The 21976-nt window shown below is 63.0% G+C and carries 21 protein-coding genes; 8 read left to right on the top strand and 13 right to left on the bottom strand.

Features of this window, described 5'->3' with window-relative positions:
* Positions 1-10 precede the first annotated feature (10 nt).
* Positions 11-406, top strand: coding sequence for a GFA family protein (locus ACRWQA_RS12860; RefSeq protein ID WP_263583508.1), 396 nt, complete (start codon positions 11-13; stop codon positions 404-406).
* Positions 407-449: 43 nt separating this feature from the next.
* Here ACRWQA_RS12860 and nhaD read toward each other — a convergent pair whose 3' ends face one another.
* The gene (gene nhaD / locus ACRWQA_RS12855) at positions 450-1931 is read right to left on the bottom strand and encodes a sodium:proton antiporter NhaD (RefSeq protein WP_263583509.1); all 1482 of its coding nucleotides are present in this window, start codon (positions 1929-1931) and stop codon (positions 450-452) included.
* Positions 1932-2154: 223 nt separating this feature from the next.
* On the opposite strand from nhaD, the gene ACRWQA_RS12850 reads away from it, so the two are divergent.
* On the top strand, positions 2155-2436 hold the full coding sequence (locus tag ACRWQA_RS12850; RefSeq protein WP_263583510.1) for a DUF503 domain-containing protein: 282 nt from the start codon (positions 2155-2157) through the stop codon (positions 2434-2436).
* A 557-nt stretch (positions 2437-2993) separates the two neighbouring features.
* Here the strand turns inward: ACRWQA_RS12850 and ACRWQA_RS12845 are convergent.
* Positions 2994-3353, bottom strand: a complete 360-nt coding sequence (locus ACRWQA_RS12845; RefSeq protein ID WP_434227388.1) for a con-10 family general stress protein — start codon at positions 3351-3353, stop codon at positions 2994-2996.
* A gap of 401 nt (positions 3354-3754) precedes the next feature.
* On the opposite strand from ACRWQA_RS12845, the gene ACRWQA_RS12840 reads away from it, so the two are divergent.
* Together ACRWQA_RS12840 and ACRWQA_RS12835 are read left to right on the top strand one after the other, a co-directional pair.
* Complete coding sequence (locus tag ACRWQA_RS12840) at positions 3755-4654, top strand: potassium channel family protein (protein WP_434227386.1); 900 nt, start codon at positions 3755-3757, stop codon at positions 4652-4654.
* Between the two features lie 134 nt (positions 4655-4788).
* A complete protein-coding gene (locus ACRWQA_RS12835) occupies positions 4789-5790 on the top strand; it encodes a YbgA family protein (RefSeq protein ID WP_446326183.1) in 1002 nt (333 codons plus the stop codon).
* Positions 5791-5833: 43 nt separating this feature from the next.
* Here the strand turns inward: ACRWQA_RS12835 and ACRWQA_RS12830 are convergent, their stop codons facing one another.
* The gene (locus tag ACRWQA_RS12830; protein ID WP_434227382.1) at positions 5834-7609 is read right to left on the bottom strand and encodes an ABC transporter transmembrane domain-containing protein; all 1776 of its coding nucleotides are present in this window, start codon (positions 7607-7609) and stop codon (positions 5834-5836) included.
* Positions 7610-7714: 105 nt separating this feature from the next.
* Entirely contained in the window at positions 7715-10189 is a 2475-nt protein-coding gene (locus ACRWQA_RS12825; protein WP_434227380.1) for an NAD-dependent epimerase/dehydratase family protein, read from the bottom strand.
* Between the two features lie 178 nt (positions 10190-10367).
* Between ACRWQA_RS12825 and ACRWQA_RS12820 the strand changes: the two genes are divergently transcribed.
* On the top strand, positions 10368-11093 hold the full coding sequence (locus tag ACRWQA_RS12820) for a glutamine amidotransferase (protein WP_434227378.1): 726 nt from the start codon (positions 10368-10370) through the stop codon (positions 11091-11093).
* Positions 11094-11102: 9 nt separating this feature from the next.
* Here the strand turns inward: ACRWQA_RS12820 and yejK are convergent, their stop codons facing one another.
* The 9 genes from yejK to ACRWQA_RS12775 all read right to left on the bottom strand — a co-directional run bounded on the left by yejK (position 11103) and on the right by ACRWQA_RS12775 (position 19438).
* On the bottom strand, positions 11103-12119 hold the full coding sequence (gene yejK / locus ACRWQA_RS12815; protein ID WP_263583516.1) for a nucleoid-associated protein YejK: 1017 nt from the start codon (positions 12117-12119) through the stop codon (positions 11103-11105).
* A gap of 121 nt (positions 12120-12240) precedes the next feature.
* Positions 12241-13467, bottom strand: a complete 1227-nt coding sequence (locus ACRWQA_RS12810) for a GGDEF domain-containing protein (RefSeq protein WP_263583517.1) — start codon at positions 13465-13467, stop codon at positions 12241-12243.
* A 201-nt stretch (positions 13468-13668) separates the two neighbouring features.
* Positions 13669-14430 carry an ABC transporter permease gene (locus tag ACRWQA_RS12805; protein WP_263583518.1) on the bottom strand — a complete coding sequence of 254 codons (762 nt, stop codon included), beginning with the start codon at positions 14428-14430 and terminating at the stop codon, positions 13669-13671.
* Complete coding sequence (locus tag ACRWQA_RS12800; protein ID WP_434227431.1) at positions 14427-15401, bottom strand: ABC transporter ATP-binding protein; 975 nt, start codon at positions 15399-15401, stop codon at positions 14427-14429. The genes ACRWQA_RS12805 and ACRWQA_RS12800 overlap by 4 nt, the downstream gene beginning before the upstream one ends.
* A 155-nt stretch (positions 15402-15556) precedes the next feature.
* Positions 15557-17014, bottom strand: a complete 1458-nt coding sequence (locus tag ACRWQA_RS12795; RefSeq protein ID WP_263583949.1) for an Nramp family divalent metal transporter — start codon at positions 17012-17014, stop codon at positions 15557-15559.
* Between the two features lie 161 nt (positions 17015-17175).
* On the bottom strand, positions 17176-17454 hold the full coding sequence (locus tag ACRWQA_RS12790; RefSeq protein WP_263583519.1) for a peptidylprolyl isomerase: 279 nt from the start codon (positions 17452-17454) through the stop codon (positions 17176-17178).
* Positions 17455-17575: 121 nt separating this feature from the next.
* Positions 17576-17896 carry an SNARE domain-containing protein gene (locus tag ACRWQA_RS12785; protein ID WP_263583520.1) on the bottom strand — a complete coding sequence of 107 codons (321 nt, stop codon included), beginning with the start codon at positions 17894-17896 and terminating at the stop codon, positions 17576-17578.
* A gap of 31 nt (positions 17897-17927) precedes the next feature.
* Positions 17928-18809 (bottom strand): SDR family NAD(P)-dependent oxidoreductase, encoded by an 882-nt coding sequence (locus tag ACRWQA_RS12780; protein ID WP_263583521.1) that lies wholly within the window; start codon positions 18807-18809, stop codon positions 17928-17930.
* On the bottom strand, positions 18806-19438 hold the full coding sequence (locus ACRWQA_RS12775; RefSeq protein WP_434227375.1) for a glutathione S-transferase family protein: 633 nt from the start codon (positions 19436-19438) through the stop codon (positions 18806-18808). Before ACRWQA_RS12775 ends, ACRWQA_RS12780 begins: the two co-directional genes overlap by 4 nt.
* 178 nt (positions 19439-19616) lie before the next feature.
* Here ACRWQA_RS12775 and ACRWQA_RS12770 point away from each other — a divergent pair, with 178 nt between their 5' ends.
* From ACRWQA_RS12770 to ACRWQA_RS12760, 3 genes are all read left to right on the top strand, one after another.
* The gene (locus tag ACRWQA_RS12770) at positions 19617-20087 is read left to right on the top strand and encodes a GFA family protein (protein ID WP_263583523.1); all 471 of its coding nucleotides are present in this window, start codon (positions 19617-19619) and stop codon (positions 20085-20087) included.
* Between the two features lie 65 nt (positions 20088-20152).
* Positions 20153-20686 (top strand): hypothetical protein, encoded by a 534-nt coding sequence (locus ACRWQA_RS12765; protein WP_434227373.1) that lies wholly within the window; start codon positions 20153-20155, stop codon positions 20684-20686.
* On the top strand, positions 20658-21869 hold the full coding sequence (locus ACRWQA_RS12760; protein WP_434227371.1) for a methyltransferase: 1212 nt from the start codon (positions 20658-20660) through the stop codon (positions 21867-21869). The genes ACRWQA_RS12765 and ACRWQA_RS12760 overlap by 29 nt, the downstream gene beginning before the upstream one ends.
* Positions 21870-21976 lie beyond the last annotated feature (107 nt).

The following is a 21976-nucleotide window of genomic DNA, read 5'->3' as shown; positions in this document are numbered from 1 at the left end:
GGAATCCACCATGAAGGGAAGCTGTCTTTGCGGCACTGTGACCTACGAGATCGGCCAGTTGGACATGCCGATTCGTCATTGCCACTGTCGCACCTGTCAGAAGGCACATGCGGCGGCCTTTGCGACTACAGCAGGAGTGATGCGCGAGCATTTTCGCTGGATCGCAGGCGACGAGACGCGTGCCAGCTTCGAATCCTCACCCGGCAAGCGGCGCTGGTTCTGCACGGCCTGTGGTTCGCACCTCGTGGCCGAGCGAGAGGGGCAGCCGCATGTCATCGTGCGGGTCGCCACCTTGGATGACGACCCGGGTACGCGGCCGCAGGCGCATATCTGGGCCTCCCACGATTCTCCCTGGTTAGCTTACGAGGGGCTGCCTTCACACCCGGAGTGGCCACCGGAGCAATAGGAGACGGCGCCGTCCCTGGTGCCGTTGCAGAACGGTGACTCGGTCAACTGAAGATGTGAAAGCTATCGGCATTCAGCCACAGGTGGACGAGGATACTGGCGGCGTAGCCCAGCGCGATCACCGGCGCCCAGCGCAAGTGCCCGGCAAAGGTGTAGTAGCCCCGGGCCTGGCCCATCAGGGCGACGCCAGCAGCGGAGCCAATGGAGAGCAGGCTGCCGCCGACACCGGCGGTAAGCGTGATCAGCAACCAGTGGCCGTGGGACATCTCCGGCTGCATGGTCAGCACGGCGAACATCACCGGAATGTTATCGACCACGGCCGATACCAGGCCCAAGGCGATGTTGGCCCAAGTGGCGTCCCAGCCGCTGTAGAGCAGTTCAGAGAACAAGCTCAAGTAGCCCAGGAAGCCCAGGCCACCGACGCACATCACCACGCCGTAGAAGAACAGCAGGGTATCCCACTCGGCTCGCGCCACTCGGTTGAATACGTCGAACGGCACCACGCTGCCAAGCTGAGCCAGGCGGCGCTCGTCACCGCTCCGCATGTAGTGCTCGCGTTTACGTTCCAGCGAGCGGGGCAGGGTACGGCGCAAGTAGTAGCCGAAGAACTGCAGATAGCCTAGACCGGTCATCATGCCCAGTACCGGGGGGAGGTGTAGCAGGGAGTGGCAGGCCACGGCGGTGGCTACCGTGAGCAGGAACAGAACGATGATGCGTCGTGCGCCGCGCTTGAGATCAACCTCCTCTTCGTCACCCTCCGGAGTGCGATCGCCGATAAACAAGCTCATGGCCACTGCCGGCACCAGGAAGTTGACCAATGAGGGCACCAACAGGGCGAAGAATTCATAGAACTGCAGCATGCCGGCCTGCCACACCATCAGCGTGGTGATGTCGCCGAACGGGCTGAAGGCCCCGCCAGCGTTGGCCGCTACCACAATGTTGATACAGGCCAGGTTGATGAAGCGCTTGTCGCTCTCGGCCACCTTGATCACCACCGCACACATCAGCATAGCGGTGGTCAGGTTGTCAGCCACTGGCGAGATGACGAAGGCGAGTCCACCGGTGAGCCAGAATAATTGGCGGTAGCTGAAACCCTTGCGCACCATCCAGGAGCGCAGTGCGTCAAAGACCCGGCGCTCCTCCATGGCATTGATATAGGTCATCGCCACCAACAGGAACAGCATCAGCTCGGCGAACTCGAGTAACGTCTCGCGAAAGGCGTGTTCGGCCTCGTCAGGCATGCCTGCCTGGACGTAGACCCAACCGATCATAGCCCAGATCAGACCGGCAGCGACAAGTACCGGCTTGGACTTGCGCATGTGAATTTTTTCTTCGGCCATCACCAGGGCATAGGCCAGAACGAACAGCGCAATGGCGGTTAAACCGACCAGAGAATTCGTCAGCAAGAGCGGTCCAGTGGCGGCATGTGCCAACGGGCTGGCGATAGTAAGAGCAACGACGAGCAACAGCAAAGCCGGGCCACGAAGGTTTCGAGGCCGGGCAGAGGATGAACAGCCGAGGGGCATGGTGTGTATCCTGAGGAGGAGCGGAAGAACTCAGCGCTTATATATCACGCAATGCTGCGTCGCGATATTGGTGCGATGCCGCTGGCCCATGCCAGTTTCGCATGGGGCGAAATGCACCGCGAAGCACTGCCGGTCCTGGGTGGGGATGGATGTGTTAGCGTGAAGTCGTGTCCGGTCAGGACTGGTCAGGACTGGTCAGAAGACCATTGCAAGGAGGAGAGGCATGCACATAGCCATTCTGACGCTGCATGTTTCGCTGCCCGGTTGTGCATCGCTGAAAGAGAAGCGGCAACGCATGGGCGGATTGCATGAACGCTATGGCCGCAATCCGGCGGTAGCGGTGTGCGAAAGCGGCGAGCACGACCGATTGGAAGCGAGCGAGTGGACCTTCGTGGCGGTCGGTAACGAGCGGCAAAAGGTAGAGTCGCTATGCAGCGAGATTGAGGACAAGGTGCAGCGCACGGTGGATGGGCGCGTCATGGATGTCACCCGCGAGTTGCTCTAGCGACGTGTCGGATGATGCGCTGCGACGTTCGACTGGTTTATGCCGTTTCGCTGATTTTGCGATGCATCAAAATGCGGCAATGCAGCCCTGAAGTGAGTTTCGGTGGTGCAGGAAGGGGAACGGTCGGGGTATGGCACAAAGCCTGCTTGGCTGTTTTTCTTGCAGGTCTTTGTTTTTCCAATGTTTCTATAATTGTTGGCGCAGTTATCGCTTTGTATTTGTTAACCGAACAACGCTGCAGGAAGGTCGGCGTGATATTCAACCTTCCTGAGCAATGTCGCCAATAGCTGTAATGAACAGTGGGCGATATACCGATGTGAGCTGGCGTGCTCCACCTGACCCCCTCCGGGGGGTCTTTTTTATTTCTGGCTAGGGTGCGCGCTCGGCCTGGATGCCGCAACTCGACCATGGTCGTGCATGATGTAGTTGGCGGCGTGGAAAGCAAAAAAGCTGCCAGGACTTGCCTGACAGCTTTTCGGGCCGTAACTGGTTCCATTCCTGCGAAACTTCCGTGTTCGCTTATCGATCCCTGATGACTGGAACGGAATGAGTCGTTATCAGCGGCCCTGGTTCTTGCCACCCTTGCGGCCGGCTTCGGAGGCCTTCTGCGGGTCGTTGGCGAAGTTGCCGCCGCTGTGCTGGCCACCTTTCTGGCCGGCTTCGGAGGCACGCTGCGGATTGTTGGCAAAATTGCCGCCACTCTGCTGGCCACCCTTGTGGCCGGCCTCGGAGGCACGCTGCGGTTCGTTGGCGAAATTGCCGCCACTCTGCTGGCCACCCTTGTGGCCGGCCTCAGAGGCGCGCCGCGGGTCGTTGGCAAAGTTGCCGCTGCTTTCATGGCCGCCTTTCTGGCCGGCCTGGGAGGCCTTCTGCGGATCGTTGGCAAAGGTGCCTGGATTCTGGTTGCGCTGTGCCATGTCAGATCTCCTTCCTGGTTGGCCTGTCGAAGAACACGCGAGATCGTACGTCCATTTACCGGTGTTCCGGCACTGCTGGCGTCTGCCATCACGGTTAAACGTAGGAATGGCCAACCGGTATATCAACCCAAGACGGGTTTCCTAATGCAAAGAAAGGTTTGCGGATCTAACGAAAGATTGCCCACGGCGGCAAGTCACTTTACCCGACGCTATTTTTCTTGCGAACAGGATCGCCGTATCGCGCTGAAGGCGCCTTGATTGGGCTAGGTTATCGGCAAGGATCATTCAATAGGCGAGGGAGATGCATGTCGACATTCATTGCACTAAGCGGTTTTCTTCTGGTGGCATTGGTGGTCTACGATGCTGTTCAGACGACCCTGGCGGCTTCCCGGTCGGGGCCGATGACCCGGCTGCTGGGGCGGCTCGCATGGTTTTCAGTCCTGACGCTGCACAAGCGGTTCTCGCTGCATGGGTTGCTGAAAGCCGTCGGCCCCTGGCTTACCGTCGCCTTGATGATGACTTGGGTGGGACTGATCTGGCTTGGCTGGTGGCTGGTATTCAGCAGCCACGAGTCGGCTGTGTATCACCCCGATTCGGGAACCTACGCCAATCCCTTGGAGCGCCTCTACTTCGTCGGCTACACCATCACCACGTTGGGCTATGGCGACTTCGTGGCCGGCACAGGAAAATGGCAGGTTCTGGCGGTAATGGCGGCGGCCAATGGCTTTTTTCTCCTGACACTGGCGGTCACCTATATCCTGGCCGTCATGTCTGCCGTGGTACAGAAGCGGCAGTTGGCGATCTCGATCCATGCCCTTGGCGAAACCCCGGCGGCGATCGTGAAGCGCCTGGAAGGAGAGGGGAATTTCGAGGAGCTGGCCGATCAGGCCGACAACCTCAGGGCGACCATTATCAGTGTCGGGCAGCAACACCTCGCTTATCCCATTCTGCACTATTATCACCAGGGCGAGCCCGGCAGAGCCTTGCCGGTGGCTATGTTCAGACTCTATCAGGCGCTTACCCTCGTCTGTCATGGTCGTACGTCGCTGACCCCTTCGGTGCGCTTCAAGCTGCAAGCGGCTCTCGACTCACTGGAGAGTTTTCTCTCGGTGCTGAGCCACGACTTCGTTCGGCCAGCTAGCCTTGCTCCCGAAATCGATGCTGCCTGGCTGCCTGCCACGATAGCTCTCGACAAATCGCCCGAAGCGCTTCGCCAATACCTCGAGGAGCTGGAGAGCCAGCGCATATGGCTGGCCTATGTCCAAAAGGACGGCTGGGAGTGGCAGGCAATGTGGACATGACAATTCGGCGCACCCGAACGAGTCCCGGTTGGTAGGGGAACGTACATGCACAGGGCCAGGCGTGCCAGCTACGAGCCCTACCGGTCATTGGCCTGCGTGCGGCGTACTTGCCCGGAAGCGGCCTAGGGGCGACGATGGGAAGAGAGCTGAAAGGGAACGTTGCCTTGGTTGATACGCGGTCGTCCACGAAGAGGATTCCGGTGGGCATCAGCGCCTGCCTGATGGGTGAGCAGGTGCGCTACAACGGTGGCCACAAGCGCTCCCGCTACTGCCTGGAAGTGCTGCAGGAATGCTTCGCCTTAGAACCCTTCTGCCCCGAACTCGAGGCCGGACTGGGGGTGCCGCGGGAGCCGATTCGCCTCGTCGGTGTGCCTGACGAGGCGCCGCGGGTGAAGGGAACGGTGGATCCCGATCTCGACGTCACCGATCGACTGCGTGAGGTCGGCGAGGCGTTCGTTGCCCGCCATCGTCATTTGCGTGGCTTCATCCTGATGAAGGGCTCGCCGAGCTGCGGTCTCGAGCGGGTCAAGGTCTACCACGCGAACGGCATGCCGAGCCACGCCGACTCGGGGCTATTCGTACGCGTGCTGCGCGAGCACTTCCCCGAGTTGCCATTGGAAGAAGAAGCGCGCATGAACGATGCCGTGCTGCGCGAGAACTTCATCACCCGGGTATTCGCCTTCGACGACTGGAAGCATCACGTCGAGGACGCGAAAGAATTCCATGCGCTGATCCAGTTCCACAGCCGCCAGAAGTACCTGCTGATGGCGCACCATGTGGAAGCCTATCGCGAGCTGGGGCGCTACTTGGGCAGCGAGGCCCATGCCCAGCCGCTGAACGAGGTGAAGCACCGCTACCTGCAGCGCTTCATGGCGGCGTTGTCGCGCCCCGCTACGCGCAAGACCCACACCAACGCCCTGATGCACGTGCTGGGCTACCTGAAGCAGGCGCTGGACAGCGAAGTCAAGCAGGATTTGCTGCAAGCGGTGGAAGAGTACCGCCTGGGCCATGTGCATCTCGCCGTGCCGATGCGGCTACTCAATCACTACGTGAAGCGCCACGGTTCGGACTACATTCGACAGCAGACCTACCTCGACCCGCATCCGTATGAGCTCGGCCTGCGCAACACTATTTGAGAGCACCGCTGCAAACGGCTGCGCTCGGCCGTGCGTTGTGGATTCATGCTTCCGCCCGGTGTCGGCCGAACTGCAGCTCCGCCAGGTGACGGTAGAGCGGGCTCTGGTCGAGCAGCTCGGCGTGACGGCCGGCGGCTACCAACTGCCCTTCGTCGAAGACCAGCAGGCGGTCGGCGGCGGTCACCGTAGCCAGGCGGTGGGCAATCACCAGGCTGGTACGTCCGGCCATCAACCGATCCAGTGCCTGCTGTACCAGGCGCTCGCTCTCGGCGTCCAGGGCGCTGGTAGCCTCGTCGAGCAGCAGCACGCGCGGATCCTTGAGCAGCGCGCGGGCGATCGCCAGGCGCTGGCGTTGGCCGCCGGAGAGCTGCACGCCGCCGGGGCCGAGCGAGGTATCGAAGCCACGGGGCAGGGCCTCGACGAAGCCCAGCGCATTGGCGTCGCGGGCGGCAGCACGAAGCTCTTCGAGACTCGCATCGGGCTTACCGTAGCGCAGGTTGTCGGCCACCGTGCCGGTGAACAGTACGGGTTCCTGTGCCACCAGGCCCATGCTGGCGCGCAGCTCGCGCGGATCGAGTTCCCGCAGGTCGATGCCATCCAGCGTCAGGCGGCCCCGGTCGGGGTCGTGGAAGCGCAGCAACAGCCCGAGCAGGGTGCTCTTGCCGGCGCCGGAGGGCCCTACCAGGGCGACACGCTCGCCGGGGCGAATCCACAGGTCGAGGGCATCGAGCGCCGGTATCTCGCGCCCCGGGTAGGCAAAGCTCACGCTCTCCAGCCGTATCTCTCCGAGCAGCGGCTGAGGCAGTGGCACCGGTCGCGCCGGCGGGCGAATGCCGGGCTCGGCGTCGAGCAGCTCGAGCAGCCGTTCGGCGGCGCCGGCGGCCCGCTGAACGTCGCCGGCGACTTCTGCCAGGGTCGCCACTGCGCCTGCCGCCAGCACCGAATAGAAGACGAAGGCCGAGAGTTCCCCCGCACTCATCGTACCGGCCAGCACCGCCTGGCCACCCTGCCACAGCATCAGCCCCACCGCGGCGAATACCGCCAGCATGGCGGCACCCGTGAGCCAGGCGCGCTGCCGCGTGCGCACCACGGCGGTATCGAAGGCCTGCTCGACGCGCTCGCCGTAGTCGTGCCGGTCGATGGTTTCGTGGGTGAAGGCCTGCACCGTGCGAATGCCATTGAGAGTCTCGCTGGCGTAGCGGCCCAGCTCGGCCACCCGGTCCTGGCTGTAGCGGGAGAGACGGCGCACGCGGCGGCCGAACCACAGGATCGGCAGTACCGTGGCGGGTATGCTGATCAGCACCAGAGCCGAGAGCCAGGGCTGTGTTACCAGCATCAGCGTCACGGCCCCCAGTAGCATCACCAGGTTGCGCAGCGCCAGCGAGATCGACGAGCCGAACAGGGTCTGCAATACGCTGGTGTCGGTGGTCAGGCGCGAGGCGATCTCGGCAGGCCCGTGGTCGCGGTGGGCCGCACTCTCGAAGTACGCCGGCTCGAGGTCGAGCAGACGGTCGAAGACTTGACGGCGCAGATCCGCCGCCAGGCGTTCACCGATCCAGCTCACCTGGTAGTAGCGCAGTGCCGACGCCCCCGCCAACAGGCTGACCACGCCAAGCATGGCCGCCAGGGTCTGGTTGAGGCGGGTGGCGTTCTCGGCGAGAAAGCCCTGGTCGATCACCAGGCGTAGCCCCTGGCCCAGCAGCAGGACGCTGGCGGAGGCTACCAGCAGTGCCAGGGCGGCAATGGCCAGCCGGGTGCGATAGGGGGCCAGCAGCGCCAGCAGGCGCAGCAGGACCCGAGGGTCGGGGCGTGAGGTCATGGGAGGTGGTCGCTCGTGGCAGGCATGCCGACACGATACCAGTGTGGCCGGGTACATGCATGAAAGCGACGTGGAGCGCCCACAGAGGCGCTCCACGTCGCAGGCTCAGCCCAGCAGCCGGCTCCAACTGCCGTACTCGCCGCGGATCGGCCCGCGTCGCAGGCTCAGTGCGATCACCGCCGCTCCGCAGGCCAGGCTGTTGACCATCGCCGGCATGCCGGCACCGTGCAGGAAAGGGGTGAAGAACAGCATGGCCGCCAGCGGGATCAGCAGCCAACGCACAGGGCGGGCCGACTCGGCCATGGCGACCACGCCCACGGTGATGATCAGCGCGCCGATCAGGTGGTCCCAGTTGGCCAGGGTGCCTTCGGCGCCGAGGGTAACGCGGGTCAGCATCAGCCAGGCGCCGATCAGGATGCACAGGGCTAGGTTCCAGGGCAGGTTCACACCGGTGCCGAGCGCGTCGCCAATGATCGTGGTCGGCTTGCGCTGGAAGTTCTCGTCCGGCGACTCGTTGGGGCCTTCGTCGGTGTCGCCGGTGAAGAAGATCTTGAGCACCGGGGCGCCGGCCTTGTGGCGCCGCTTGAGGAACTCGCCGGTGGCGACGAATTCATTGAAGGCGTAGGCGATCTGCAGCAGCATCGCGCCGGCCTGAATCAGGCAAAGGGTGCACCAGGTGCCGATCAGGATTGGCTGAATGATGATGAAGGTCACCGAGACCACGCCGAGAGGAACGATCAGCACACCGAACGAGGCGACGACCCAAGGCATGGTGCGCCAGCGGTTGGCCGCGCCGATGAAGCCGAGCAGGATCTCCAGCATGTAGACGATGCCGCCGAGGCCGGCATCGGGCACCGGCCAGGCCTCGGACGCCGCCGAGGTGATGATGTCCTCGGTGCCGTTGAGCCCGCCGCGAGTACCGGCGAAGAAAGGATCCCACACCGCGTCGATATGGCCGAGCTGGTAGGCGGCAAGATAGCGCGAGACGAAGAAGCCGACGAAGGCCAGCACGATGATCGGCATGCGCTGGAACCAGCTCGAGGGGTTGTTGTTCCAGCCGGGCGGCATGGTGGGGCCGGTCATTGCCGCCGCGGGCGACACGCCCGGTGCCGGTCGCACCAGTGCCGCGCAGCCGATGGCCAACGTACCGACCAGGGTGCCGTTGAGGTAGGCCGCAGCGCTTTCGCTCCAGAACACCAGCGGGGCGAACAGCACCCAAAGGCCTACGGCTGCGCAGGCGAAGCGTGCCCAGCTCAGCTTCAACGACAGCGAGAGGGCGCCGAACAGCGCCAGCAGCAGACCCGAGGCCATGTCGCTGTAGGCAATGGCGCCGCCATAGCCCAGCGTGGCAGGGGAGGCCACCAGCCAGGCGCCCAGGCCGACGTTGAAGAAGTGTGCCCACAGGAAGCGGTAGTGCTCGCGCTGGGCATGGGCCTCGTAACTTTCCAGCACCTGTTCGGCGTTGATGCCCTTCTCTTCGGCCTCTTCGACCCAGTCGGGTGGGGTGATGCCATTCGCTTCGTACCAGCCGTGAGGGTCTGCGAGCAGGTTATCGACAATGTCTTCGAGCACGTCGAAGACGTCATGGCGCGGCTCCCAGCCAAGCTGTTCCCGTGCGCGACGAATGTCGAGTTCGTAGTGATCGTCCGCCATGTCGATCATGAACGGCCGAATGAAGGGCTTCTCGCCCTTGTCGAAATCGTCCGGCACCAGCGGCTCGCTCTTCTCCTCGAGCAGCGCGCCGGTCTTGGCCAGCGGCTTGGGCATTACCACGGTCTTCCACTTCTTCTTGCCGTGGATCAGTTCGCCCAGGCGGTTCTGCAGCGCCTCGTAGCTGACGGCGTGCTCCTCGCCAATGAGTATCTCGTTGTGCTCTGGCAGCTCGCGGCGACGGTCGATGGTGCGGCGAAAGGCATCGATCATGTCCTCCTTGTGCACGCAGGCCTGACCGGCGTTGGTATTGCCCGAGTAGAAGTGGCTCTTGAAAGTGTGCTCGTAGATGCGCGCAATCTGGTGCGACAGGGTGGGAACGCTGGTCTTCTCGTCGTACATGCCGGCCAGGCGCAGCAGCGTGAAGGGCATGGTGGCATGCTCGCGAATCACCGCTTCGGTACGTGCCTTCGACTGCGGGTAGGGCCAGGTGGGGCCGATGGGGGTGTCTTCCGTGATCCTGTGTCCCGGCACCTGCGGCTCGTGCACCAGCATGGTACTGGAGTAGATGAAGCGCTCGACGTTCAGGCTTTCGAGTGCATCGAGCAGATTCCTAGTGCCCTGTTCGTTGACCTTCCCATAGAGCGGCGACTCTTCGCCGGTAAAGTCGAAGTAGGCGGCGAGGTGGACCACTGCAGCGATGTCGCGTCCGTGCCGCTCGCTGATCTTGGCCAGCACCTGCTTGATGGAGTCGACGTCCGTCAGGTCGAATTCGTAGCTTTCATCGGCTTCTTCTCCGGCGCTCCTGTCCAGGCCGATGATGAAATAGTCATCCTTGAGGCTCTGGGTCAATGCCGTGCCGACACCTCCCGACGCTCCCGTAATGATCACCAGCGGTTTCCCTCGGGCTGCCGCTTCCTTGTCCTGCATGGCCAGGGCTCCCTCTTCAATCCATTGACGGCATTAGGTTACTGCACACTCAAGCTAGTCGGCTTTGTGCCAGTACGGCAAACGCAACTTTTCGCCTCGTGCAAGCGCCGTTGTCTATGCTGCGAAGGTGCTTCGCCGATTTGCGTATCGTCATGAAGGGAAAAGGAGCTTCTTGCGCATGAAGAGTGTCGTTGCCATTCGCCACGTTGCCTTCGAGGATCTGGGCATCTTCGAGCCGATTCTCGAGGAGTTCGGTTATCGGATTCGCTATCTCGATCCGGGCCTGCTGGGGCCGGACGCCCTCGAGGCGCTGGATGTCGACAGCCCCGAACTGATAGTGATCCTGGGGGCGCCGATAAGCGCCAACGACGATGCGCTCTACCCCTTTCTGGGCGCCGAGCTGGATGCCATTCGTCATCGACTGGATGCCGGGCGACCGCTGCTCGGCATCTGCCTGGGGGCCCAGCTCATTGCGCGGGCAATGGGTGGAAGGGTGTTTCCGATGCCGGAAAAGGAGATCGGCTTTGCCGATGTCTACTTGACCCGTGAAGGTCAGGAGGGGCCGCTGCGACATATCGGCAATCCCGACGTGGTGCTGCACTGGCATGGCGACATGTTCGAGACGCCTCCCGGCGCCACCCGCTTGGCATACAGCCACCCCTGCTCGCACCAGGCCTTTGCCTTGGGCAACCAGGTCTTGGGCTTGCAGTTCCATCTCGAGGTGGATCCGGCCAGGATCGAACCCTGGCTGATCGGCCACGCCGCCGAACTGGCTGCCGCCGAGGTCGATCCGGTCGAGCTGCGCGAGCAGGCCATGCGCCATGGCCTCAGTCTGAAGGAGCGAGGCCAGCAGGTGCTGCGCGAATGGCTGGCCAATGCGGAAGCAGCGTACGATATCGAGTGACGCCGAACGCTACTCCTTGCGCTGCTTCAACTGTTCCTTCAACTGCTTGGGCACCTGCTTGATGATTAGGCGGTCCTGGCTCTCGTCGTACTCGATGCTGGAGCCGAGCAGATGGGAGTCGAAGCTGATCGACATGCCTCCGGCACGGCCGGTGAAACGGCGAAATTGCCTCAAGGTGCGCTTGTCGGGGGGAATCTCGGGGGAAAGGCCATAGTCGGCATTGCGAATATGGTCGTAGAAGGCCTTGGGCTGCTGTTCGTCGAGCAGCTCGGAGAGCTCTTCCAGTGTGATCGGCTCGCCGCGGCTGGCCTGTTCGTTGGCATAGTCTATCAGTGCTTCGGTTTTTTCCCGGCTCTGTTCCTCGGCCATGTCCTCCTGCTCCACGAAGTCACTGAAGGCCTTTAGCAGGGTGCGGGTCTCGCCGGTGGCGTCGATGCCCTCGGTGGCGCCGAGCAGGGTCGCCAGGTCCTCGGAGAGCTTCTTGCCGCCGCGGTCGTGAATCCATGAGAGGTAGTGGCGCGAAGCGGCGCCTTCGCGCCATTGGGTGAGATTGATACGTAGAGCTAGGCTCATTCGTGCCAGATTGAGCTGGGCGGCGGGCACCACTTGCAGGGCGGCGTCGACACCGAAGCCGTCACGCTGGTGCAGAAGCGCCAGGCTGAAGTAGTGCGTTTCGCCCTGGCGGTAGTCGATGCACAGCAGATGCCCCGAAGCCGAGAGGTGGGCATCGATCAAGGGTAGCAGTCGCTCGGCAACGCTGCGGCTGAATTCGCCGAAATCGCTGCCGCCATCCAGGTAAACCGACAGCGCCTGGGCAAAGGCGGGCGTCGAGGCGGCCTCGAGTTCGTCCTTGCCGAGAAAATGGCCCCATGCCTTGGTCTTGGCATGGTAGGCATCGTGGAAGCGCGAGAGCAGGTCCTCCATCAGCGGCGAGGCCGCCAGCTCCGTGGTGGCCGGCCGCAAGCTGGCGGGCTGCTCGCTTCCGGCCTTGTCGATGTCGTGAACGATGCAGTGCTGTATCGGCATGACCTGTGATCCTGCGAAGCGAAGGGAGGCTGCGAGAGGGCACGGGAGCACTGTGCCGGAAAGCAGAAAGGCGAATCATACCGGGCTCATGGGCGAGTTCAAGCCATTGGCCAGGTAGTCCTCAGGCCTGGGCAACGATGGAACGAGGCGCCTCGCCGGCGACGATCACGCAGTTGCGGCCTTGGGACTTGCCGGCATAGAGCGCATCATCGGCGCGTTGCAGCGCCGACTCGAGTTGCGCCTCGCCAGGCTCTACCTGGCTGATGCCCACCGTGACCGAGAGTCGCTGATTTTCGTCGAGCATTGGCAGGCGCAGGGATGTCACCTTGTGACGCAAGCGCTCGGCGATGAAGGTGGCAGTCTCGAGGTCGGCCTGGGGGAGGGCGATGACAAACTCCTCACCGCCATAGCGGCCGATGAGGTCCGTCTCGCGCAGCACCGAGGCGCAGCAGGAGGCGACGGTGGTCAGCACCAGGTCGCCGACGGCATGGCCGTGGTGGTCGTTGAGAGTCTTGAATAGATCGATGTCGACCATGCAGATGGCCAGTGGGGTGCCTTCCCGCTGGGCACGGTGAAATTCTCGCTCTGCTTGCTCGAAGAAGTGGCGTCGGTTGGCAATGCCGGTCAGCGGATCGGTACTGGCCATGTGCCGCAATTGGGCCTCCAGCAGTTGGCGCTCTTCGATCTCCTTCTGCAGCCTGCGGTTGGCTTCACGCTCATCCACCAGCAACGCGAATTGCCTGCGCTGCAGCCGGTTGAGACGGCTATAGGTCAACCAGCCCATCAGGTTGGCGAAGCCGAGTATCAGAATAATGCTTGCCAGCATCCCGGGCGAGAGTGGCTTCCACAATGCGGCTACCAGAACGAATCCGAACGCCAGGTAGCTGCTCCAGGCCAAGATCCACGGCAAGCGATTGGGAACCAGGAGATAGATGGCTAGGCTTGCCACCACGATGCTGGAAACGTGCAGACCGATACTGCCAGGGTGGAGAAGAATCGTCAGCAGCAGGCCGGTACTGGCGGCAAAATAGACCAGATTGAGCGGTAGTGGCCGATGGGCGTGGGCCGGGTGACGGCCCACGAGGCGCGCCAGTGCCAGGCAGCAGAGCGCGACGCCGATACGTATGGCGGCCAAGGCCAGGAACCCGGCTCCGGGGCCGAGCAGCAGATAATCCGCCACGATGAAGAGCAGAAAGATGCCAGCGACGATCCACAGCGCTCGGCAAAGCTGTTCCGCATCCTGAATCTGCATGGTACGGCGAAAAAGGGTCTCCAGCGACGAGTCCTGGAACTCGTCGCGCCAATCGAGCGAAGCCCCCTCCCCAGCCTCGTTCTGGCCAGCAGTCATCGGTGATTCCCTTGAGAGATGGTGCCTAGGTCGCCTGACACCATTCAACGGCTCTTCTTGGTTTTTTCCTGAACTGACTGGTAATGCACCTGCTCCTCCCTTACGCCACTGTAACGAAAAGGTAAGGCTTTAGCATGATGGTCAAGAACCGCGATGAGCGCCAGGCGGAACTATGCCCAAACGCCAAACACCTGGCCTGGCTCAGGGCTTGAGGCGATAACCGGTGCGGAAGATCCAGTTGATGACCGCTAGTGCAATACCGAGGAACAGCGTGATGATGGCGAGGCTGGCCCAGATGCTGACATCACCGGTGCCGTAGAAGCTCCAGCGGAAGCCGCTGACCAGGTAGACCACCGGGTTGAGCAGGGTCACGGCTTGCCAGAAGGGCGGCAGCATGTCGATGGAATAAAAAGTGCCGCCGAGGAACGTCAGCGGCGTGACGATCAGCAGCGGCACCAGTTGCAACTTCTCGAAGCCATCGGCCCAGATGCCGATGATGAAGCCGAGCAGGCTGAAGGTCAGCGCGGTGAGAATCAGGAACAGCAGCATCATCAACGGATACTGAATGGAGAAGGGAACGAAGAGGCGCGCCGTGCCGAGCACGATCAACCCCAGGATGACCGACTTCGTCGCCGCGGCGCCGACGAAACCGAGCACGATCTCGAGATAGGAGATCGGCGCCGAGAGAATCTCGTAGATCGAGCCGGAAAAACGTGGGAAGAAAATGCCGAACGAGGCCGTCGAGACGCTCTGTGTCAGCAGCATCAGCATGATCAGCCCGGGCACGATGAAGGCGCCGTAGCTTACGCCATCGACTTCGCTGATGCGTGAGCCGATGGCGGCGCCGAACACCACGAAGTAGAGCGAGGTAGAGACTACCGGCGAGACGATGCTCTGCAGTACGGTGCGCAGGCTGCGGGCCATCTCGGCCTGGTAGATGGTCTTGACCGACTGCAGGTTCATGCGCTCTCCCTGACCAGGTTGACGAAGATCTCCTCAAGCGAACTCTGCCGTGTATGCAGGTCCTTGACGCGAATGCCGGTCGCTTCCAGGTCCGCCAGCAATCCGGCGATGCCGGTACCCTCGTCCACGCGGGTGACGTCGTAGGTGTAGACCAGCGCATGGCCCTCTTCGCCCAGTTCCAGATCGTGACCGACCAAGGCGGCGGGCACTGCCTCCAACGGCGAGGCGAGATGCAGGGTCAGCTCCTTGCGCCCCAACTGCTGCATCAGGCTGGTCTTGTTTTCCACCAGCACCAGTTCGCCGCGCCGGATCACGCCGATACGGTCGGCCATCTCTTCGGCTTCCTCGATGTAATGAGTGGTGAGGATGATGGTCACGCCCTGGTCGCGCAGGCCGCGTACCACTTCCCACATCTCACGGCGCAGCTCCACGTCGACCCCGGCGGTGGGCTCGTCGAGAAACAGCACCTGCGGCTGATGAGAGAGCGCCTTGGCGATCAGCACGCGGCGCTTCATGCCGCCCGATAGCTCCAGCAGGCGGTTGTCGCGCTTGTCCCACAGCGTCAGGGCGCGCAGCACGTTCTCGATGTGAGCGGGGTCCTGGGGCTTGCCGAACAGGCCACGACTGAAGCTGACGGTGTCCCACACCGTGGTGAAGGCCTCGTTGGTCAGCTCCTGGGGCACCAGGCCGATGCGTTCGCGGGCTTCGCGATACTGGGCCACGTTGTCGTAGCCATCGACCCGGACGCTGCCGCCACTGGCATTGACCAATCCGCAGATCACGCTGATCAACGTAGTCTTGCCGGCCCCGTTGGGGCCGAGCAGGGCGAAGATCTCGCCGCGGCGGATCGTCAGATCCACCTCCTTGAGCGCCTGGAAGCCGTCGCCATAGGTCTTGGAGAGCTTCTCGACCTGGATGATCGGCGTGCCGGCTCCGCCGTTGCCACCCTCGGTGCTGTCCTGCTGCGGCATGGTGATCGGCAAGGGATTGACTGAAAGGGTCATGCGGCGTCCCTGTCTCGGTGAGTGCGAATCGACATTGCCCTATCCTAGCGCGTGCAGGTGCCTGACGCAGGGTTCGTGTTGCGAAGCCCACGCCGGGCGCCGTCGTCGCCTTGCCGTTTGCTTCAGCCGCCCATCACGCCAGCCATGTTCAATACATAGAGCACCGCAAAGCCGAGGTAGAACAGGCCGGCAGCAGTCATGGTGATGGTGGCCAGCCCTCCCGGCCGCAGTTGCGGTGGCAGGCGGGTCCGGTTGACGTAGAGGGCCGCCAGGGCAATGAAGGGCGTATGGGCTGCCGCAATGATGCCTGAAACGGACATGACCTGCACCGGATCGCTGAAGGCAAGCAGGATGAGCAGCGGAACGATGCCGGTCACGCTGACGATGTACAGCCGCTTGAGCCAGCGCCGCTCGAACATGGGCCATGGCAGCCACCGGTCGAGGGCATTCAGGCTCTTCGACAGCAGGCTCGGCTTTCCGGTCTCGCGGTGGCTGCGGGTCACGATCAGTGTCATGTCGGCAAAGCTGCGCCCCCAGCCGTCCTGGTTGGCCAGGATGCTACCGCCCAAGGCGATGACGATCGCGGCCAGCAGCACATAGCGGCCAACTTCGCCCCACACGTCAGAGAAAATGTTGGTCAGGTCCACTGCGACCTCCGGTCCCTCGGGCATGATGCCCTCCGGTGCCAGCAGCTCGGCGCCCAGCACCAGGAAGGAGAAGATCACCACCAAGCCGCCGACCACGCCGAGTGCCGCGGTCATGGTCATGGTGCGGATCCACTTCCTCAGGTGGTCGATACGGGTGTCATGGGGCTTGGGGAGGGTCCTGCTCATCTCCTTGCGTGAGTCGTCGGGCATCTCGTCGTCGGGTTCGCGGCTCTGTAGCCCGCCGCCGAAGCCGCGGGTGGCGGTCCAGTAGCCGAACCAGACGATGCCCATGGAGCCGGCCAGGATAGTGCCTACCCAAGGCAGGACCACGTAGAGGTCGGGGTCGTGCGGCCAGCTAAAAGTCAGCCCCTGGGCAATGCGTGCCACGTCGGGAAAGACGATCACCGCCGTGATGATGGCCATTATCATCAGCGCCAGGGCCATCACACGGCTGAAGGTCTCGATCAGCGAGTAACGCCCGCTGGCGGTGAACAGCGTGGAGGTCGCCACCATGGCCATGGCGTACAGCGTGTTGGAGCCGGGCAGAAACTCACCCAGTGCGCTACCGACGACGGCGGCGAGGCCGGCGATACCGATTGCCGCCGCCAGTAGCTGCGGCACGAAGATGACCCACACGGCCCAGTTCCTCGGCCCGCTCAGGGTGTGCATGCCTTCCAGCATGGTCTGGCCAGTCACGATGGAATAGCGCGCCATCTCACGAATCATGACCCACATGAACAGCACCACGAGGAGCAGTATCCACAGCAACTGGTACTCGTAGGCGGAGGCCACGCGCGGAGTGAAGAGTATCGAGCCGGTACCCACGGCAGAGAGCATCCACAGCAAGCCGGGACCGTACCACTTGATGCGTTGCTTGCCTTGCGGCGGGTCGGGCACTCGATCGCGAAAAAGAGCATCCTGCTCGTGTTGCATCCTTGTCACATCCTGCTCCTTATTGCCTGCATGGATGCCTAAAGGTAGCAGGCCAGGCTTTCGCGAGGTCAAGGTTGGCCCATGGGGAAACGACAAAGCCGCCGTGGCAGGCACGGCGGCTTTGCAAGGGCATGCCGGGGCGGCCGCCCCGGCGCCGGGCTTCAACTGCGGCTGGTGATTTCCAGCAGATGATAGCCGAACTGGGTCTTCACCGGGCCGTGCACCTTGTTCAATTCGCCGGAGAACACCACTTCGTCGAATTCGCGCACCATCTGGCCCGGGCCGAAGCTCCCGAGATCGCCGCCTTGGCGGCCAGAGGGGCAGCTCGAGTGCTCGCGTGCGACTTCGGCGAAATCGCGACCGCCCTCGATCTCGGCCTTGAGGGCCTCACACTTCGCTTCGTCGTTTACCAGAATGTGCCGTGCAGTTGCCCTGGCCATATCGTGCTCCTGTATGAAGGGTTGGCGTGCGTGCCGCCCAAGTGAGTGTCATGCAAGAACGCGCAGCTTAACATGCAGGGCCTTCGACACCGAAAGCCCAGGCTGGGCGTTTCCTTGGCCGTTATCCGCCCGCCCCGAACCTCAGCCGCAGGTTTTGCAGGCCGTCGAGCTCCATACGCATCTCGTCCGAGAAGATCGGATGGCCCTGGAGGCGTATGGTGACCGTGGCATCGGCGCCGCGGTAGCTGACTTCCGCTCGTATCGTGGCCTCGTTGCTGACGGGGGCCAGCGGGTCATAGTCGATTCGCTGCACCTCCAGCGCATCGAGGCCGCGTGCTTCGAGCTGCTCGTCGATGGCCTGCCTGACGACATGACCGTAATAGAGATAGAGGCCGCCATAGGCGAGAGCGGCAATGAAAAGCAGCGAGATGAGTCGACCCAAGTGTTTCTCCTTCCTTTGATCGAATGGCAGGCTAGGTTCTGCGCTCGTCGCGCGTCGACGCCAACAACACCCAATCCATGCCCCGCGTGGTGAGCAACCGCTTCAGCACGCCGAACAGGTGGGTCGGCAGGGTGACATGATAACGCGGTTTGGGGCGCCGGCTCTCCAGGGCATGGACCAGCTTGTCGACCACGGCATCTGCACCCAGGGTGAAGGCGCCGCTTGAAGGGCCCTTGCCCGCCAAGCGGGCTTCCACGGCGCGGTAGGTATCGCGATGATAACTATGCCGGGTATCGATGTTGGCGAGAAAGGCGCGATAGGCATTCTCGCGGAAGCGGCTGGCAATGGGGCCGGGCTCGATCAGGCTGACGTGGATACCGCTACCGTACAGCTCCTGGCGCAGGGTGTCGGTCAGACCCTCCAGGGCGAACTTGGAGCACACATAGGCCCCGCGGTAAGGCAGGCCGGCAAAGCCGAGTACCGAGCTGTTCTGCACGATACGCCCGGCACCCTGTTCGCGCATGACCGGGATGATTCGCGAGGTGAGCTCATGAGTGCCCAGCAGGTTGGTTTCCAACTGGGTGCGCAGCACATCCCGCGTGAGATCCTCCACAGCCCCCGGCTGGCCGTAACCGGCATTGTTGAACAGGGCGTCGAGCCGTCCACCGGTGCGTTCGAGCACCTGCCTCACGCAGGCGGAGATGGACTCGCTCGAGGCGAGTTCCAGGGGCACGGCCTCGAGCCCCTCCCGGCGCAGCCGATCGAGATCCTCCCGGTGGCGAGCGGTGGCAAAGACCCGCCAGCCGCGCTGTACCAGGGCGTGCGCAGCGGCATGGCCGATACCGCTGGAGCACCCGGTAACCAGGATGCTTCTCGGTGCCGTGCCGGTTCCAGACAAGGGCCCATCACTCATGGCAGTGGGATCTCGTTGACTTTCTTGGGCACCTGGTAGCCGCGCTGCACCGCCGGGCGGCTGGCGATCTCGACATACCAGCGCTTCACATTGGGATAGTCGGCGAGATCGATACGCTGCCACTCGTAGCGCGACACCCAGGGCCAGCAGGCGATATCGGCAATGGTGTACTCGTCGCCGGCCAGGTAGGCGTTGTCGGCCAGGCGGGTATCCAGCACGCGGTAGAGACGCTTGGCCTCGCCATGGAAGCGCTCCTCGGCGTAGGGCGCCTTGCCGGGGTTGAACTGCAGGAAGTGGTGCGCCTGGCCGAGGAAGGGGCCAAGGCCGCCCATCTGCCACATCAGCCACTCCAGGGTGCGATGGCGCTGCTCGAACCCAGTGGGCAGGAAGCGCCCTGTCTTCTCCGCCAGATAGATCAGGATGGCTCCCGATTCCATCAGCGTCATGCCGGTATCGTCATCGCGAATGGCCGGAATCTTGTTGTTGGGACTGACCGCGAGGAATTCCGCCTCGTGCTGCTCGCCCTGGGTGATGTCCACGGCGTGGGTGCGATAGGGCAGGCCCAGCTCTTCGAGCAGGATGGAAACCTTGCGGCCGTTGGGCGTGCTCCAGGTCCAGAGGTCGATCATCGTCTTGTCCTTGCGCCTGAGGGGGATGAGCCCTTGTAAGTAATGTACGACAGAGGCTGTCAAGACCTTACCACTTCGTCATGGCGTGACGTAACGTTCCTCCTGGGGCATGTCTCGTCAGAGCCACCACAGCAGCTACGCTGAATGAACACGCACGTCGTACCAGCGAGGCCATTCCATGCTCCTGCAAGGCTCCTGTCACTGTGGCGCAGTCACGTTCGAACTCGAATCGCCGCATCCCTATCCCTATCAGCGCTGCTACTGCTCGATCTGTCGCAAGACCGCGGGAGGCGGCGGCTACGCCATCAACCTGGGCGGCGAATACGCCACGCTGCGGGTGACAGGCGAATCGAGCATCTCGGTCTACCACGCCGTGATCGATGGCCAGCCAAGTTCGGGCGAGCGGCACTTCTGTTCCCGCTGCGGCAGTGCCCTGTGGGTCTACGATCCGAGCTGGCCCGACCTGGTGCATCCCTTTGCCTCGGCCATCGACACGCCCCTGCCGGTGCCGCCCGAGCGGGTTCATCTTTTGCTGGATAGCAAGGCCAACTGGGTCGAGCCGGACATCCGGCCGAGCGACAAGCGCTTCGAGCACTACCCGGACGAGAGCCTGGCGGAGTGGCACGAACGCCTGGGGCTTGTCAGGTAACCGGGTGCCCTTGAGAATGGCCGCCGAACGGCTGCAGGCGAGCCGAGCGACGGCGAGGGGGAAACATGAAGGGTAAACACGCGCTGTGGGGTTGGCTAGGCCCACTGGCACTGGCACTGGCCATTCCAGCCGCGGCCAGTACGCCGCAAGAGCCCGAGATCATCGGCAACATGGTGGGATTGCTCGACGGGGAGGAGCGCGAATGGTTCATCGTGAGCCAGGACGCCGACTCCAATGCCACCTTCACCGAGCTCGGCGATCAGGTTCAGATCGATCTGGTCGGCTTCGTCGAGGCCGATGACTGGCGGGTACGAGATTCGCTTTCGCTCAGCATCACCCTGGTCGAGGGAGAAGTGACGGAGGTCGACGTACTGCACCCCATCGGCGCCACTGCCGTGCCGCCGGTGTTCACGTCGGACAACGCTACGGTACGCCTGAACCTGCACACCTTCGATAGGCAGGGAAGCAAGGCGCATGTGGCGGGTAGGGTGGAAGGAATCCTGGCCCTGCAGAAGGAACTGGGGGAAGAGGCTGTCGAAGACGAAGGCATCGGCATATCGGTGGAGTTCGATGCCGAAGCATCCCGCATCGAGTACTGAGCCGCGCTTTGCCCGACTCACGTCGCTATTGGCCGAGTGGCAGTCGCTCTGGCGCCCGGCGCCGTTCATGTATCGACGTCCCCCGTGGCAAGAGTTATATCCGGACCTGGCCGACGTATTGCTGAGGCTGGACGATCTCCAGGTGGAACGCCTTCAGGCCAACCCCTGGCACGACTCGCCGCTGAGAGACTGGCTGCCGGTCGCCGAAATGGCCGAACTGGTACGTCTGCCGCCGCTCGCTGACGAGGCCGTGCCGCTGCCTCAAGCCTGGGGTCAGCATGTGGGAGGCCGCAAATGGCAACAGATCGAGGCTTTCGCTCGACACCTCAAGGCGGCCCCGCAAGACACCCTGCTGGATTGGTGTGCCGGCAAGGGGCATCTCGCCCGGGCACTGGCCCGCTGTCACTCCGCCGAGGTCATCGCTCTGGAGTGGCAGGCGTCGCTGTGTGAGGAGGGGCGGCGTTTGGCGTCAGCACAGCAGGCGCCCGTGCATATGCAGCAGCAGGACGTCATGGCAGTCGAAACCGGTCGTTTTCTTACCCCGCAGACGCATGTCGTTGCCCTGCACGCTTGCGGTGACCTGCACCTGCGGCTGCTCGAGCTGACAGCGGCATCAGGCAGTGCGATGACTCTCGCACCGTGCTGCTATCACCGTACCCGGGAAGCCGACTACCGTCCCGTTTCCCGGCGAGGGCGCGAGCTGTGTGTCAGGCACTCGCTGCATCTCGAGCGCAACGATCTGACACTGGCGGTGCAGGAGACCGTCACCGCTCCAAGAGGGGTGCGCCGACACCGCGAGCAGGCCAATGCTTGGCGGCTGGGCTTCGACGAGCTGCAGCGCGAGCTGCGCGGCGAGGACGGCTACCTGCCGGTGCCCAGCCTGGCTTATGGCCGCATGCCCGAAAGCTTCGGTGCCTTCTGCCATTGGGCGGCGCAACTCAAGGGGCTCGTTGTGCCTGACTCTCTCGATCTGACGCCCTACGAGCGGGCGGGCTGGCAGCGACAGGCCGAAGTGAAGCGTATGGAACTGGTACGTCACCTGTTTCGGCGACCGTTGGAAACATGGCTGGTATTGGATCGTGCTTTACTGATGAAAGAGTCGGGATATGCAGTGGAAATAGGGACGTTCTGTGCTTCGGAATTGACCCCACGGAATCTGTTAATTCGCGCCAGGAAGGCCTAATCTGTAAGTAGTAGTTCAAATCCTGATTTCGGCTCAGCTCGTACATGCCACTAGAAATAACGACTATTATAAGGCGCTAGTTTCAGATTCCTGGACAGATGACGGTC

The organism is Billgrantia sp. C5P2, assembly GCF_051062895.2.
Note: the sequence above shows the minus strand (reverse complement) of the source record. Positions and strands in the feature narration are given on the sequence as shown.

Coding starts and splice junctions, on each gene's coding strand:
- ACRWQA_RS12825 (WP_434227380.1), bottom strand. CDS start 10,189: ATGCAGGACAAGGAAGCGGCAGCCCGAGGGAAACCGCTGGTGATCATT.
- ACRWQA_RS12775 (WP_434227375.1), bottom strand. CDS start 19,438: ATGATCGACCTCTGGACCTGGAGCACGCCCAACGGCCGCAAGGTTTCC.
- ACRWQA_RS12795 (WP_263583949.1), bottom strand. CDS start 17,014: ATGCAACACGAGCAGGATGCTCTTTTTCGCGATCGAGTGCCCGACCCG.
- ACRWQA_RS12800 (WP_434227431.1), bottom strand. CDS start 15,401: ATGCCGCAGCAGGACAGCACCGAGGGTGGCAACGGCGGAGCCGGCACG.
- nhaD (WP_263583509.1), bottom strand. CDS start 1,931: ATGCCCCTCGGCTGTTCATCCTCTGCCCGGCCTCGAAACCTTCGTGGC.
- ACRWQA_RS12860 (WP_263583508.1), top strand. CDS start 11: ATGAAGGGAAGCTGTCTTTGCGGCACTGTGACCTACGAGATCGGCCAG.
- ACRWQA_RS12835 (WP_446326183.1), top strand. CDS start 4,789: ATGGGAAGAGAGCTGAAAGGGAACGTTGCCTTGGTTGATACGCGGTCG.
- ACRWQA_RS12805 (WP_263583518.1), bottom strand. CDS start 14,430: ATGAACCTGCAGTCGGTCAAGACCATCTACCAGGCCGAGATGGCCCGC.
- ACRWQA_RS12850 (WP_263583510.1), top strand. CDS start 2,155: ATGCACATAGCCATTCTGACGCTGCATGTTTCGCTGCCCGGTTGTGCA.
- ACRWQA_RS12770 (WP_263583523.1), top strand. CDS start 19,617: ATGCTCCTGCAAGGCTCCTGTCACTGTGGCGCAGTCACGTTCGAACTC.
- yejK (WP_263583516.1), bottom strand. CDS start 12,119: ATGCCGATACAGCACTGCATCGTTCACGACATCGACAAGGCCGGAAGC.
- ACRWQA_RS12760 (WP_434227371.1), top strand. CDS start 20,658: ATGCCGAAGCATCCCGCATCGAGTACTGAGCCGCGCTTTGCCCGACTC.
- ACRWQA_RS12820 (WP_434227378.1), top strand. CDS start 10,368: ATGAAGAGTGTCGTTGCCATTCGCCACGTTGCCTTCGAGGATCTGGGC.
- ACRWQA_RS12830 (WP_434227382.1), bottom strand. CDS start 7,609: ATGACCTCACGCCCCGACCCTCGGGTCCTGCTGCGCCTGCTGGCGCTG.
- ACRWQA_RS12845 (WP_434227388.1), bottom strand. CDS start 3,353: ATGGCACAGCGCAACCAGAATCCAGGCACCTTTGCCAACGATCCGCAG.
- ACRWQA_RS12810 (WP_263583517.1), bottom strand. CDS start 13,467: ATGACTGCTGGCCAGAACGAGGCTGGGGAGGGGGCTTCGCTCGATTGG.
- ACRWQA_RS12840 (WP_434227386.1), top strand. CDS start 3,755: ATGACCCGGCTGCTGGGGCGGCTCGCATGGTTTTCAGTCCTGACGCTG.
- ACRWQA_RS12790 (WP_263583519.1), bottom strand. CDS start 17,454: ATGGCCAGGGCAACTGCACGGCACATTCTGGTAAACGACGAAGCGAAG.
- ACRWQA_RS12765 (WP_434227373.1), top strand. CDS start 20,153: ATGAAGGGTAAACACGCGCTGTGGGGTTGGCTAGGCCCACTGGCACTG.
- ACRWQA_RS12780 (WP_263583521.1), bottom strand. CDS start 18,809: ATGAGTGATGGGCCCTTGTCTGGAACCGGCACGGCACCGAGAAGCATC.